General features: G+C 65.7%; 13 protein-coding genes. 11 read left to right on the top strand and 2 right to left on the bottom strand.

Features of this window, described 5'->3' with window-relative positions:
- Positions 1-12: 12 nt before the first annotated feature.
- Both H0B56_RS13000 and H0B56_RS12995 read left to right on the top strand, forming a co-directional pair.
- Complete coding sequence (locus H0B56_RS13000) at positions 13-657, top strand: acyl-CoA-like ligand-binding transcription factor (protein ID WP_180893283.1); 645 nt, start codon at positions 13-15, stop codon at positions 655-657.
- A gap of 86 nt (positions 658-743) precedes the next feature.
- On the top strand, positions 744-3,011 hold the full coding sequence (locus H0B56_RS12995; RefSeq protein WP_180893282.1) for an MMPL family transporter: 2,268 nt from the start codon (positions 744-746) through the stop codon (positions 3,009-3,011).
- On the opposite strand, the gene H0B56_RS12990 is transcribed toward H0B56_RS12995, so the two are convergent.
- A complete protein-coding gene (locus H0B56_RS12990; RefSeq protein ID WP_180893281.1) occupies positions 3,002-3,163 on the bottom strand; it encodes a hypothetical protein in 162 nt (53 codons plus the stop codon). The genes H0B56_RS12995 and H0B56_RS12990 overlap by 10 nt on opposite strands.
- Before the next feature lie 635 nt (positions 3,164-3,798).
- Between H0B56_RS12990 and H0B56_RS23640 the strand changes: the two genes are divergently transcribed.
- The 3 genes from H0B56_RS23640 to H0B56_RS12975 all read left to right on the top strand — a co-directional run bounded on the left by H0B56_RS23640 (position 3,799) and on the right by H0B56_RS12975 (position 6,626).
- Complete coding sequence (locus H0B56_RS23640) at positions 3,799-4,335, top strand: MauE/DoxX family redox-associated membrane protein (RefSeq protein ID WP_180893280.1); 537 nt, start codon at positions 3,799-3,801, stop codon at positions 4,333-4,335.
- A 1-nt stretch (position 4,336) separates the two neighbouring features.
- On the top strand, positions 4,337-4,918 hold the full coding sequence (locus H0B56_RS12980; protein ID WP_180893279.1) for a hypothetical protein: 582 nt from the start codon (positions 4,337-4,339) through the stop codon (positions 4,916-4,918).
- A 1,447-nt stretch (positions 4,919-6,365) separates the two neighbouring features.
- On the top strand, positions 6,366-6,626 hold the full coding sequence (locus tag H0B56_RS12975; protein ID WP_180893278.1) for a hypothetical protein: 261 nt from the start codon (positions 6,366-6,368) through the stop codon (positions 6,624-6,626).
- A gap of 588 nt (positions 6,627-7,214) precedes the next feature.
- Here H0B56_RS12975 and H0B56_RS12970 read toward each other — a convergent pair.
- The gene (locus tag H0B56_RS12970) at positions 7,215-7,592 is read right to left on the bottom strand and encodes a hypothetical protein (RefSeq protein ID WP_180893277.1); all 378 of its coding nucleotides are present in this window, start codon (positions 7,590-7,592) and stop codon (positions 7,215-7,217) included.
- Positions 7,593-8,003: 411 nt separating this feature from the next.
- On the opposite strand from H0B56_RS12970, the gene H0B56_RS12965 reads away from it, so the two are divergent.
- From H0B56_RS12965 to H0B56_RS12940, 6 genes are read left to right on the top strand one after another with little or no spacing between them, the layout of a single operon-like run.
- Complete coding sequence (locus H0B56_RS12965; protein ID WP_180893276.1) at positions 8,004-8,771, top strand: ABC transporter ATP-binding protein; 768 nt, start codon at positions 8,004-8,006, stop codon at positions 8,769-8,771.
- Positions 8,758-9,450, top strand: coding sequence for an ABC transporter ATP-binding protein (locus tag H0B56_RS12960; RefSeq protein WP_180893275.1), 693 nt, complete (start codon positions 8,758-8,760; stop codon positions 9,448-9,450). The genes H0B56_RS12965 and H0B56_RS12960 overlap by 14 nt, the downstream gene beginning before the upstream one ends.
- A gap of 43 nt (positions 9,451-9,493) precedes the next feature.
- Positions 9,494-10,744 (top strand): ABC transporter substrate-binding protein, encoded by a 1,251-nt coding sequence (locus H0B56_RS12955; RefSeq protein ID WP_180893274.1) that lies wholly within the window; start codon positions 9,494-9,496, stop codon positions 10,742-10,744.
- A 9-nt stretch (positions 10,745-10,753) separates the two neighbouring features.
- Positions 10,754-11,626 (top strand): branched-chain amino acid ABC transporter permease, encoded by an 873-nt coding sequence (locus tag H0B56_RS12950; RefSeq protein ID WP_180893273.1) that lies wholly within the window; start codon positions 10,754-10,756, stop codon positions 11,624-11,626.
- The gene (locus tag H0B56_RS12945) at positions 11,623-12,699 is read left to right on the top strand and encodes a branched-chain amino acid ABC transporter permease (protein WP_180893272.1); all 1,077 of its coding nucleotides are present in this window, start codon (positions 11,623-11,625) and stop codon (positions 12,697-12,699) included. Before H0B56_RS12950 ends, H0B56_RS12945 begins: the two co-directional genes overlap by 4 nt.
- Complete coding sequence (locus tag H0B56_RS12940; RefSeq protein WP_180893271.1) at positions 12,696-13,478, top strand: 3-hydroxybutyrate dehydrogenase; 783 nt, start codon at positions 12,696-12,698, stop codon at positions 13,476-13,478. The genes H0B56_RS12945 and H0B56_RS12940 overlap by 4 nt, the downstream gene beginning before the upstream one ends.
- The last annotated feature ends 14 nt before the right edge of the window (positions 13,479-13,492 follow it).

The raw sequence follows: 13,492 nt of genomic DNA, 5'->3' as shown, positions 1-13,492 counted from the left end.
CATACTGGGGGAGTGAACGACAGGACGTCTCCCGCGCCCGACCCTCCCGTGGAGGGATTGCGTGCGCGCAAGAAGCGGGCGACGCGAGAGCTGCTCGAGCGGGTGACGTTACGGCTGGCCGTCGAGCACGGGTTCGACCACGTCACGGCCGAGGGAATCGCCGAGGCAGCCGAGGTGTCCACGCGAACCTTCTTCAACTACTTCGCGTCCAAGGAGGACGCGGCCTTCGGTCACGCCAAGACGGACTCCGGTGCGGAGGAGCCGGAGCGTGTCGTGGAGCTGGTGCGCGAACAGCCGCCCGAGGCGCCGCCGCTGCGCGCGTTGCGGGTGGCTGTGACGGCGTTCGTCGGCGAGCTCACGGCCGACAAGGAGCTTTCCCGCCTGCGTTGCGATCTGGTCAGGACACACCCGAGGCTGGGCATGCGGCTTATGGACCGGGTCGTCGAACGAGAACGGCAGCTGACCTCCGTCCTGGCCGAGCGCACCGGGCTGGACCCCATCGGTGACGCCTACCCCTCGGTGGTCGTCGCTGCGTCGACCGCTGCGGCACGTAGCGCGATGGTCCGGTGGATGGCCTCGGACTCGGCTGCCCAGCCGGTCACGTTCGTCGAGGAAGCGTTCGACGTGCTGGAACGGGGGTTCGTTCCCGCGAAGTAGGCGTGCGTGCGCGCGTCTTCCGGACAGGTACGACAGTCCGGCTCGGAGGGATGGTCCGTGCCGGCGATGCGGAACGGGGGTAGTGCGTGGCGACGTTGCTGTATCGGCTCGGCAGGGGCTCGTACCGCAGGCGCGGGATCGTGCTCGCGTTGTGGCTGGTGTTGCTGGGTGTGTTCGGTGTGGGGGCCGCCACCCTCTCGGAGCCGACGTCGGACGAGTTCGCACTGCCGGGGACCGAGGCCCAGCAAGGGTTCGACCTGCTCGAAGAGCGGTTCCCGGAGATGAACGCCGACGGGGCGAAGGCGAACATCGTGTTCGCCGCCCCGGACGGTGAAGGTATGGATACGCCCGAGAACCGGGCCGCGATCGACGACACGCTGGCCGCCGTGGCGGACGATCCCGATGTGGCGGCGTTGCAGCCGCCGTTCGAGGCGGGAACGGTCTCCGAGGACGGCAACATCGCCTACGCGCAGGTCCAGTACACTGTGCAGCCCTTCGACCTGTCCGAGGACACCCGTGAGCTGCTCGACGACCTCGGCGGTACGACGGATGACAGCGGGGTGCGGGTGGAGGTCGGCGGCTCGGCGATGCAGCCGGCACCCGAGCCGCCGAAGAACGAGATCGTCGGTCTCGCCGTCGCGGCCGTGGTGCTGACGCTGGCGCTCGGCTCGCTGGTTGCGGCGGGCCTCCCGCTGGTTACCGGGCTGATCGGAGTCGGTATCGGGGTGGCAGGGGTCACGGCCGCGACCGCGTGGTTCGACCTCGCCTCGGAGACCTACATGCTGGCGCTGATGCTCGGTCTTGCCGTGACGATCGACTACGCGCTGTTCATCATCACCCGCTTCCGGCACGAGCGATCCACGGGTTACGAACCGGAACACGCCATAGCGCGCGCGGTGGGTACGGCGGGCAACGCGGTGGTCTTCGCCGGGGCGATCGTGTGCATCACCCTGGTGGCCCTGTCCGTGGTTGGTATCCCGTTCCTGACCGCGATGGCGGTGTCCGCTGCCGCGACGGTGGCGGTCGCGGTGCTGATCGCGATCACGCTGCTGCCCGCGCTCGTGGGCTTCGCCCGCAACCGCATCTCGCCTGCAGGCTCGCGCGGCACCGTAGGCGCAGCGGCCCGCCGCGCGGGCGGTGCGGACGGGCAGCACGCTCCCGAGGGGCGTGCGACCGGTGCCGGGCTGGGGGAGCGCTGGGGGCGTTTCGTGACGGGCAGGCGCGTGGTGGTGCTGCTGGTGGCGATCCCGGTCCTCGGCGCGCTGGCATGGCCGGCCAACGACCTGCGCCTGGGGATGCCGGACGACAGCATGGCAGCCCCGGAGTCGACCCAGCGGCAGGCCTACGAGCTGGTCGCGGAGGGCTTCGGACCGGGAGTGAACGGCCCCCTGCTGGTCGCAGCGGACGTCGCGGGCACTGATAATCCACAACGGACTGTCGAGGAGCTTTCCGGGGAGATCTCCGGGTTGCCGGGCGTCGCGGCAGTGGAGCCTCCCGTGCTCGATCAGGAGGGTGACACCGCGCTGCTCACGGTGATTCCCGTGCACGGCCCGAGCAGCGTGGAGACCGAGGACCTGGTGAGTGCCATCCGCGCGCTCGGCGATACCTACGCGGAGAGCGGCGGTACGGCGTTGTTGGTGACGGGCCAGACCGCCATGAACATCGACATCTCCGGCCAGCTCGGTGACGCGATGGTCCCGTATCTGCTGATCGTGGTCGGCCTGGCGCTGGTGCTTCTCAGCGTGGTGTTCCGCTCGCTGCTCATCCCGGTCACGGCCGCGGCAGGGTTCCTGTTCACGGTCGGCGCCACGTTCGGGGCCGTGGTCGCGGTGTTCCAGTGGGGCTGGCTGGACTGGCTGTTGGCCGTCGACGAGACCGGCCCGATCATCAGCATGATGCCGATCTTCCTGGTCGGCGTGCTGTTCGGGCTGGCGATGGACTACCAACTGTTCCTGGGCACGCGGATGCGCGAGGAGTACGTACACGGCGCCGAGTCGATCGCGGCGGTGGTCGGCGGGTTCCGGCTGGGTGCGCGTGTGGTCACCGCGGCCGCGATCATCATGGTCAGTGTCTTCGCCGGGTTCATCTTCTCCGACGAGGACATGATCAAGTCGATGGGTTTCGCGCTGGCCTTCGGTGTGCTCATCGACGCGTTCGTGGTGCGCATGACCGTCATCCCGGCCCTGATGAGCGTGTTCGGCCGCGCGAGTTGGTGGATGCCTCGCCCGCTCGCGCGCGTGCTTCCGGACGCGGACATCGAAGGGGAGCGGTTGACCCGGAACGAGCCCGAACCCGCCCCGTCCGGCACCCCGGCGGGTGCGCGGGAGGACGCCGCACCGGTTCCCTACCGGTAGGCACGGGGTCCGTGGCGGCACCGGTGGCTACGGCGTGGCGCCGGGATCGGATCGGACGTCGATCTGCCGCCGTACCTTCCGGGATTCCGGTCGGTGCCGGACAGGTAGTAGCTCGCCACGATGCGCGGGACCTCCTCCAGGTCGGTGGTCATGGTGGCATTGCACCGGTTGAAAAAGCCGAACATGGCCACGACGGCGGCGAACTCCGCGGTATAAGCCCTGGATGGGGAGCAGCGGCCCGCAGGCGTCCGACTACGGAAGTCGGATCACCTAAAACTACGCTACTTCCCCTGCACTTGGTTAACGAGCATTCGTCTGGATCGGATCCTCCGATACGGAGCACAGCTCAACAGAGTAGTTGCGAACGCAGACGGTGATCGTTCGAAGTGCCCAATTGGGCTACTGGACTGAGACTTGCGTGAGCGATGTGAAGCGATTGACTCCAACCCGCCAATCCTTTACGCTACTATCGATCACATCAGGTGTTCTGGGCCGAGGTTGATCAAGACTGACTGGGGATGATTTATGCCCAACCTGTGTAGGCGTTCGGTGTAGTTGCAACGATGCTTATGAAGCCACGTGGGTCTGGTGATCACGACAGCTCCGTCGTGGCTCGAGCCAGTCGGGCCGATTCGGCTCGGCGTATTATGCATACAGCAACAGTCCGTATCAATCCGAAGGTTAGACATACGGAAACGGACAGGGATCCGTTGCAAGTGTAGCGACGGCTTGTAGTCACAGCATCACTTGACCACCGGGATCCTCATCTCGAACTGGGGGACGGCCGATGGAGTTGTACGTCGAAGTTTTACGTGTTGCTCTAGCGGTCTCTTTCTTCTGGTCAGGGTCTGCCAAGCTTGGCAGTCCTGGAGCAGCAAGAAGGGCGATGGACGAGGTACCATTCGTCCGCAAGGGTACTCGGTTGGCGACATACAGCCTCGCAACCTTTGAAGTTGCGGCCGCAGTGCTCATTGCAAGTCCACTGGTCCCGGCACTTGGTTACATTGCAACTCTATTGTTGGCCACTGGGATAGTAGTCGTGTCCACGTGGGTCATCGTTACCCGACGGAACATATCTTGCGGTTGTTTTGGTTCTCGCCAGAGCAAGCCCCTTGGTTGGAAAAATCTCTTCTTCGGGCTTGGAATCGTATTCGCATCACTATTCTTGCTCTTCGGTCATGGCTGGGGGTGGTCCTCTAGTGGCACGGGGGACGAGCTAGCGCGACTCGTAGTTATGGCGACTGCGGCCCTGGTTGGCACGATGGCGAGGCATGCGGATCTAATCTCTCGGCCATGGCAAAACTTCAACCTCCGAGGAGTATAAGGTGTTCGCTACCATTACCGCCATCGCGATAATATTATTAACCGCAGCCACGATCGGTCTATTCGCCATGGTCGGTGAACTTGCTTCTCGAGTAGACAGTTTGACGGCACACCAGGATGACTCTCCTTCAGGTGGTGCGGTCCACGATTGGGCCGATCCACTGGAGGACTTCGTTCCCGGGAACAATCCAGAGTGGTACCCGGGAGAGTTGATTTCCGTCGAAGATTCCCCGTGTGCATTATTGGTTATCCTCAGTACATCGTGCCAGTCGTGTTCTCGTTTCGCCGAACAGAATTTCAGCGAACTTGATGGTCTGCCCTGTCATTTAGGATTCATCATCTCTTGTCCGACGGTGGAACGTGGACAGAAATTTGTCCGCAACTATCCCACACTGGCCTCGCGATCCTCGGTGTATATCGACGCTATGGGCGAGTGGACGCGCGACCAACTCGGTTTGGACGTCAGCCCCTCGGCCGTCGTCCTACAGGCCGGACGGCCGGCGGCGGCGTTCACGATGTCGTCGCCCAATCAGCTTGCGGCAGTAGTTGACCAACATCTCGCAACCGATAGGGAGACAGCATAATGATCGCAAGATTGCGCAAACAGGACCAGCGTTATCCGTTACGGGATATGCCAACCGAGTCGACCCGCCGGCGTCTTTTTTCCCGGGTGGGTGCCGGAGGGTTAGCCACGGCGGCTCTGGTATTCGGCAACCCTGCGACAGCAGAGGCTGAGTGTCGACGAGGCTGCTGCCACCTCTACAGGTGCCCCAATGTTTCCATGAGCCATTGTCGGTCCGGAAGCAACTATACCTGGTACTGCAAGTACACTAGGCAGATCGGATGCTCATGCTGTGAGCATGGTGGTCTAAGGCCACACTTCCATGGTCACTCCGCTTATAGCTGTTCGCACACCTGACGTTGGTTGCTCCCATGGTTATCTGGGTCGCCCTAGCCGGTGTCGGTGCTATCCTGCAAGTCCTAAGCCCTTGAGGCCGTTCCATGGTTGGCGTGTCCAGCCCGCTACCGCGTGCTCCAGGCTCCGTTAAGTTCCACGCAGGAATTTCTTCGGGAAACGTCATCGCAGCACTCTTTCTGGCACTCGCGCTGGTTCCTGTTTCTCGATTGTCCGAGATGATCGAGTATGATGTTAGAGCGGTATCCGTTGGCGTGTTGGCTGCTGCGTTCGGAGTCCTCGACGTGCTTAATAGGACGCCTAGTCCGTCGCGCCAGGTTCCGCAGCGTTTTTCCCTCCGGGGTGGGCACCAGCCGGGCCGGCTTGGTCTGGTTTACGGAATCGACCTTGGATTGCTCGTCACGACACAGAAGACGACGTCGCTGCTCTGGGTAGCCATCCCAGGCAGTTTGTTACTTGGCTCGCCGAGTATCCTTCTCGCAACTCTACTTACTGCAGCGGGAACTTACTCACTAACCATCGCGGTACTCAGTGCTCTAGATCAGCGCGTTCTCACGAATCACCAATTCTGGGGTCGAAGTGACAGACAATGGATAAGAATAGCTCGAGCGTCAGCAGCCGTAATTCTGTTAGGGATCTCAGCGAGTATTGTTATACAGAGTCCAATGGTGTTGTGGTAATAACCATGTTCCGTTGTGGCTCTGTAATAAAGATGCTTACTGTTGCCCGTATGCATCGGCCGATGAAGCGCGAGGTGCGAGGGAACGTGGATGGGTTTGTGGATGTCAAGCTCTTCTTCAACTGGCACAAGAGGACTGTAACCAGCGTATCGCTGTGGGCCGACCTGCAATCGGTGTATGGTATGGGTGACGTTCGCGCTCACGTCGCCGCTGCTCGCGTCCCCGCGCAGCTAGGAATAGAGACGTCGTGCGGTGTCTTCACTTATTCGGGAGACTGGAGAAGTGTCCTGTTCGGTGGCACATGGAGTACTCCGTCGCCGTTGGGAAGACATTCAATCTGAGCTACGATACAAGATTACGCTGTTAAGTACGAAGGAGGTCCGTGAGGACATCCCTTTCTAAGATGCTCCACGAATAGGTAAAAGGAGGAAGAAAATGCCGACCGATCGGGGTTACGTCACAGTAACGGAGCTTGCGGAAGGATATACGGTTCAGGTATCCGGATTACCGGCTAACGGCGATTGCAGGCCGAACGCGTTCGCGATTCACACCGGCGTTCCCGAGATCGAGGTGGAGGCGCAGGCAGGACTCGTGCGAGCGCAGAACTGCCGGTACTCGGTCGAGCCGCTTGAGGTGTTCGTCGCGGAAGATGACGGCAAACTCTATATAGCGGATATCCGGAACGGGCAGGCGTAGTCTGCTGCTGAGGGAGGTGGCGGGGTGTGTATTGAGACGCTCCAGCGCACCGCTGGGAAGCTCGGTGTCGTTGTCGGTGCGGTAGTCGTGGCGTTGCTGGTTGTGAGTAGCTGCAGTGAGGAAGGCTCGGACCCGCAATCGGGTGGAGAATCGGGTCCTGAGTCATCGGCTACACCTGATGGCTGCGACGAGTCGGAACGTGTCGACCCGGACGGCGCGCTGCGGGGCGAGACGAGTCACGGCGAGGTATGGGCTTTGCCGCTTGGCGGCTTCCCGCCCGAGTCGGGGAAGCGGTTCAAGCTGGCGTGGAGAGTCACCGGATCGGGAGACCTTACTGTCGTCGCGCATGGCCCGGATGGTTCACGACGCGACCCCGTCGACGGTCCGACTCGTCACACCGGCAGTAGCTGGGAACGCCCTGGCGACGAGTGGGGGACATTCTTCCGGCTCGACCAGCCCGGTTGCTGGGAGATCGTCGCCAGACGAGGGGATGTCACTGGCTCCATCGGACTCGTGGTGGAACCGTGAAAGCCGGTGAACGTCCCGCTCGTGAACTCAACCGGGTAGCCGAGACGGCGCAGTCTCCCTCTACCGGCACCGCCCCGGTTCGGGAACCGCTGTGACGCTCCGGCACCGTTCGAGGCTCCAGCCGCGGTCGCCGAACGTGTCCGCCGTGCTGTCCCGGTAGACCTCGAGTGTGCCGTCACCGGTGGCGCGGTAGTGGAACCGGATGAGGGCGCCCTCTACGGTCGGGCGGCTGACGGTCAGCTCCGCACCGGTCCCGTCGGTGAGGGAGCGCTCCAGGCAGGCCACTTCCGGGCCGGGAGCGTCGCGGAGACGCTCGCCGTGGCCGAGCTCGATGTCGCCGCAGGCAGGCAGCGGGTCACGGTTGTGCCACCGCTGTTCGGTCGCGTCGCAGGCTGTGAGTGTTGTCAGGGCCGCGAGCAGGATGAGGACCGTGCGCATACCGGTAGGACGCGCGTGCGGTACCACTGCGTTGCACCCGCCTGCCGATCGACGCTCCGGCCGTGCGGCCCCGCGCAACACGAACGGCGGTCGCCACTACCGGCACACCGCCTCGCCCATGCCCGCCGCACACAGCTGGTTACCGGACCCTCGTCACGGCGGGGCGTCGTGGCCGGAGCGAACACAGCTTCGCCGGCACGGCGCCGCGCAGCGCGGATCGGACCGCTGGGCACGAGCCGCGCGTCTGCCGGTATGTGTCCACGGCACAGTCTCGACCGTGGAGTTTCATGTTCGCCTGACATGGTGTGGCTCACACCCGCGCCCTACTGTGCGTGCCTAGCGCTTCCCGACAGCCGCCGACGGCGGCCGGGCAAGGCGGACGGGTACGGGCCATGGGTGAGGAGCACCGCGATGGAAACGGGCGATACGACGGTCATCCGCGCCCGCGGGTTGGTCAAGGACTTCCACGGGTTCCGGGCCGTCGACAGGGTCGACCTCGACGTCGCCGAGGGCACCGTGCACGCGCTGGTCGGACCGAACGGGGCGGGAAAGACCACGTTGTTCAACCTGCTCAGCGGGTTCGTGCCGCCGTCGGCCGGTTGCATCCTGCTGTCCGAAAGAGACATTACCCGGCTTCCGCCGGAGCGGATCGCGCGGCTGGGTGTGGCCCGCTCGTTCCAGATCACCAACCTGTTCCCGATGCTGACCGCACGCGAGCACGTCGAGCTCGCTCTCGCCGGCCATGCCGGCCAGGGCAGCATCTTCTGGCGCTCGGACAGACTGCTGGCCCGGCACGCCGAGCGCACAGCCGAGCTGCTTGCCGCTGTGGGCCTGGAGGGCTCCGCGGCCGACCCCGCCGACACCCTGGCCTACGGGCAGAAGCGGGCCCTCGAGCTGGCGCTCGCGCTCGCGCTGGAACCGACGGTGCTGCTGCTCGACGAGCCGACGGCGGGCATGGGGGCCGAGGACGTCGACCGCACCGTCGACCTGATCGGCCGAGTACGTGCCGGACGGACGGTGGTGCTCGTGGAGCACAACATGAACGTCGTGGCCAGGCTGGCCGACCGGGTCACCGTGCTGCAGCAAGGGCAGGTGCTCGTGGAGGGCAGCTACGCAACGGTCCGCGACGACCCGCGAGTGGTCGCCGCCTACCTGGGAGAGTCGCATGCTGACCATTGAGTCCCTCTCGGCGGGATACGGCGAGGCGCAGGTGCTGCGCGAGGTGTCGCTGAACGTCACAGAGGGCGAGGTGGTGACCCTCGTGGGGCGCAACGGCGCGGGAAAGACCACGCTGCTGCGCTGCCTGATGGGGCTGCACCGGCAGCAGACGGGGCGCATCGAGTTCCTCGGCAGGGATCTGGGCCGGATCCCGACCCATCACAGGGCGCGGTCGGGGTTGGGCTGGGTGCCGGACGACCGCGGCATCTACGCGACGCTGTCGGTGACCGAGCACCTCACCCTCGCCCGCCCGACCGGACCGGACCCGTGGCCGTTGAGCCGGATCTACGACACCTTCCCCGTGCTGCACGAGCGCAGGAGGTTCCCGGGCACGCGGCTGTCCGGGGGCGAGCAGCAGATGCTGGCCATGGCACGGGTGTTGCGGATGGGTGCCCGGATGCTGGTCTGCGACGAACCGACCGAGGGGCTGGCGCCCCTGCTCGTGCAGCGGATCGGCGACATCATCCGGGACGTCAAGGCACACGGTCACACCGTCCTGCTCGTGGAGCAGAACGTGCACTTCGCCGCCTCGGTCGCCGACCGGCACTACCTGCTCGCCGAAGGGGGGATCGCCGAGGAGCTGGACAACACCGAGGTGCGTAGGCGCGAGTCGGAACTGCTCGCCTACCTCGGAATCTGACGACGACGATTCACCCGCGCGCACGCGGGGTGAGGAGGAATCCATGCGAGAAGTCACGAGACGATCCGCGGCGGTGCTCGCCACGGGAACCCTGCTGCTCTCCGCGTGCGGCCAGGGTGGCCCCAGCGATGACGGTGGTGAGATCTCGAACGGGAAGGTGGTGCTCGGCCTGATCAACGACCAGTCCGATGTGTACGCCGAGCTCTCCGGCGAGAACTCCGTGGAGGCCGTCCGGATGGCGGTCGAGGACTTCCAGGAGGACAACCCCGACTCGGCGATCGGCGAGATCGAGGTGGTCGACGCCGACCACCAGAACAAGCCGGATGTCGCCAACTCGAAGGCTGCCGAGCTCTACGACCAGCGGCAGGCCGATGTGATCCTCGACGTCCCGACCTCCTCGGCAGCGCTGGCCGTGGCCAACGTGGCCAACCAGAAGCAGAAGATCCACATGAACGTCACGGCCGCGACCACGGAGCTGACCGGGGAGTCGTGCAACAAGTACACGTTCGACTACGCCTACGACACCTACATGCTGGCGCACGGCACCGGCACGACGGTCACCGAGAAGGGGGCGGAGAACTGGTACATCGTCTACCCCGACTACGCCTTCGGCCAGGACATGGAGAGCAGCTTCAGCACGGCGATCGAGGAAGCGGGCGGTCAGGTGGTCGAGAGTGACCCGACGCCCTTCCCCAACGACAACTTCTCGACCTTCCTGGTCAAGGCGCCCGACCTGGACCCGGCCCCGGACGTGATCGGGACCATGCAGGCAGGCGGCGACCTGGTGAACCTGGTCAAGCAGTACAACGAGTTCAACCTCGCGGACAAGGGAGTCGACCTCGCCGTCGGGCTGATGTTCATCACCGACATCCACTCGCTGGGCGTCGAGGCCTTCTCCGGGGTCACCTTCACCGACGCGTGGTACTGGGACTACGACGAGACCAACCGCCGGTGGGCCGACGAGTTCCAGGAGCGGACCGGCACCCGGCCGTCCTTCGCGCACGCGGGCAACTACTCGGCGGCGCTGCAGTACCTGGAAGCCGTCGAGCGGGCGGGTACCGACGACTCCGACGCGGTCGTCGCCGAGCTCGAGGGTTACGAGTTCGACGACGTCTTCGCGCGCAACGGCAAGATCCGTGCCGAGGACCACCGGGTGGTCCACGACGCCTACCTGGCCAGGGTCAAGGAACCCGATGAGGTCTCCGAGGAGTGGGACTACGAGGAGATCGTCTCGACCATCCCGGCCGACGAGGCGTTCGCACCGGTCGAGGACACCGAGTGCGAGATGGGCTGATCCGCGGCGATGGTCAACGTCATACAGCAGCTGTTCAACGGCCTGGTCGGGGGCGGGTTCCTCGCGCTGCTCGCCCTCGGCCTCGCCGTGATCTTCGGAATGCTGCGGGTGGTCAACTTCGCCCACGGCGCCTTCTACATGCTCGGCGCGTTCGGTGCGTACCTGCTGCTCACCGAGGCCGGCGTCAACTTCTGGCTGGCCTTGCTTGTCGTGCCAGCCGCGCTGGCCGTGGTGGGTATGGCGCTGGAGCGCGCCTTCGTGCACCGGTTGACCCAGCTCGACCCGCTGTACAATTTCCTGCTCACCTTCGGGATCACGCTGATCCTGCAGGACCTGATCAAGGTCAGGTACGGTAACCAGTCCCAGCCGTACTCCCGGCCCGCCCTGCTCGACGGGTCGGTGAACCTCGGGCTCTTCCAGTACCCGAGCTACCAGGTGTTCGTGCTCGGGTTCGCGATCGTGCTCTGCCTGCTGGTGTGGTTGTTGCTGACCCGGACCCGGGTGGGAATGATCGTCCGTGCCGCCACGGAGCGCCCGGAGCTGACCCGCAGCCTCGGGGTCGACGTCGGCCGGTGGGTCACGCCGGTGTTCGGCTTCGGGATCGGGCTGGCAGCGCTGGCCGGGGTGCTCGCCGCACCGATGCGCGCGGTGCACCCGATGATGGGCTCGGACCTGATCATCACGGTGTTCGCCGTGGTGGTCATCGGCGGCCTCGGCTCCATCTTCGGCTCGGTGGTAGCCGGTTTCGGGATCGGTATGGCCCAGGCCGTCGGCAACCTCTACGTCCCGGCGCTGTCCCAGACGCTGGTGTTCATCCTGATGGCCGTCGTGCTGCTGTGGCGGCCGACGGGGCTGTTCGGCCGCGAGGGGGTGCTGACATGAGCGTGCGCGCGGCGAGTACTGCCCTCCGGGAGCGAATGGACGGTGCGGGTGTGACCGAACGGGCGATGCGGGCGCGCCCGGGGGTCCGGTGGGTGCTGCTGGCTGGCGGGCTGCTCTTCGCCGTCGCACTGCCGTGGCTGATGTACCCCCCGATCGCCTTCGACATCGCCTGCTTCGCCTTGCTGGCCATCGCGGTGGACCTGCTGCTCGGCTACACCGGGCTGCTCTCCTTCGGCCACGCGGCCTTCTGGGGTACCGCCGCGTACACGGCCACGGTGATGGGGGAGCGGTTCGGCGCGCCGTTACCGCTCGCGGTGCTGGCGGCCGTGCTCGCCGCGGCACTGCTCGCCGTACCGGTCGGCTATCTCGCGGTGAAGTGCACCGGCATCTACTTCGCGATGGTCACGCTGGCCTTCGCCCAGATGATCTTTTTCGTCGCCAACCAGTGGCGGACGGTAACCGGCGGGGAGAACGGGCTCGTCGGCCCGCCCCCCGAGCTGTTCGGCATCGACCTGTCCGACCCGTTCCTGTTCTACTACGCCGGGCTGCCGTTCATCCTGGCCGGGATCGCCCTCGCCTGGCGGGTGGTGCACTCGCCGTTCGGCAGGGTGATGGTGGCCATCCGGGACAACCCGTCCCGCGTGCAGGCCCTCGGGTATCCGGTGCACCGGTACAAGCTCGGGGTCTTCGTCATCTCGGCGACCCTGGCGGGGCTGGCGGGCGGCCTGTTCGCGATCAGCCACGGTTTCGCGTCGCTCCAGGAGGTGTACTGGACCACCTCGGGCAAGGCAGTCATGATCGTCGTTCTCGGCGGTATGGGCACGCTCTGGGGCAGCGTGGTCGGCTCGTACCTGGTGGTGCAGCTGGAGTACTTCCTCTCCGGTGCCGGGTTCGGCGAGATCGGCCTCGTCACCGGCAGCATCTTCGTGGTCGTTGTGCTGCTGTTCCGCAGGGGGATCTGGGGTAGCGCCCAGCACCTGCTGCGCGAGCGCGTCCAGCGGTCCCGCGTGCCTGCCGAGCGGCGTTCGCGGCCCGGCAGGGACGACGCAGAACAGGAGGGCAGCGCACCGTGAGCGCATCACTCGTGAGTACACCACCGCTGGCCGATGTCGACCTCACCGGGCGTACGGCACTGGTCACCGGCGCGGGCAGCGGGATCGGGCGGGCGTGCGCCGCCCGACTCGCGGGCGCGGGTGCCGCCGTCACCGTGCTGGATCGGGACGAACCGTCGGCGCGGGCGGTTGCCGACGAGGTCGGCGGGCAGGCGTGCGTGCTGGACCTGTCCGATCCGGACGCGGTAGACGGCCTCACCGCCGCCCCGGACGTGCTGGTCAACAACGCGGGAATGCAGCACGTGGCACCGCTGGAAGAGTTCCCTCCGGACAGTTTCGGGCGCATCCTGCGGGTCATGCTGGAGGCGCCGTTCCGGCTGGCCCATCGGTGCCTCCCGCACATGTACGCGGGCGGCTGGGGCAGGGTCATCAACATCTCCTCGGTGCACGGGTTGCGCGCCTCGCCGTACAAGTCGGCGTACGTGACGGCGAAGCACGGCCTGGAAGGGCTGTCGAAGGTCATCGCGCTCGAAGGGGCGGGCCACGGGGTGACAAGCAACTGCGTGAACCCGGCCTACGTCCGTACCCCGCTCGTGGAGGAGCAGATCACGGCGCAGGCCGATGCGCACGGTATCGGCGAGGACGAGGTGGTCGAGCAGGTCATGCTGGCGCCCTCGGCGATCAAGCGGCTCGTCGAGCCCGGCGAGGTCGCCGAGCTCGTCGCCTACCTCTGCTCGGACCAGGCCTCGTTCATCACCGGCTCGTCGATTCTCATCGACGGTGGTTGGACGGCACACTAGGACCCGCTGGCGCC

The organism is Haloechinothrix aidingensis (genome assembly GCF_013450155.1).
In the GTDB taxonomy this organism is placed as follows: domain Bacteria; phylum Actinomycetota; class Actinomycetes; order Mycobacteriales; family Pseudonocardiaceae; genus Haloechinothrix; species Haloechinothrix aidingensis.
The sequence above is the reverse complement of the archived record's forward strand: the minus strand, read 5'-3'. Positions and strand labels throughout refer to the sequence as shown.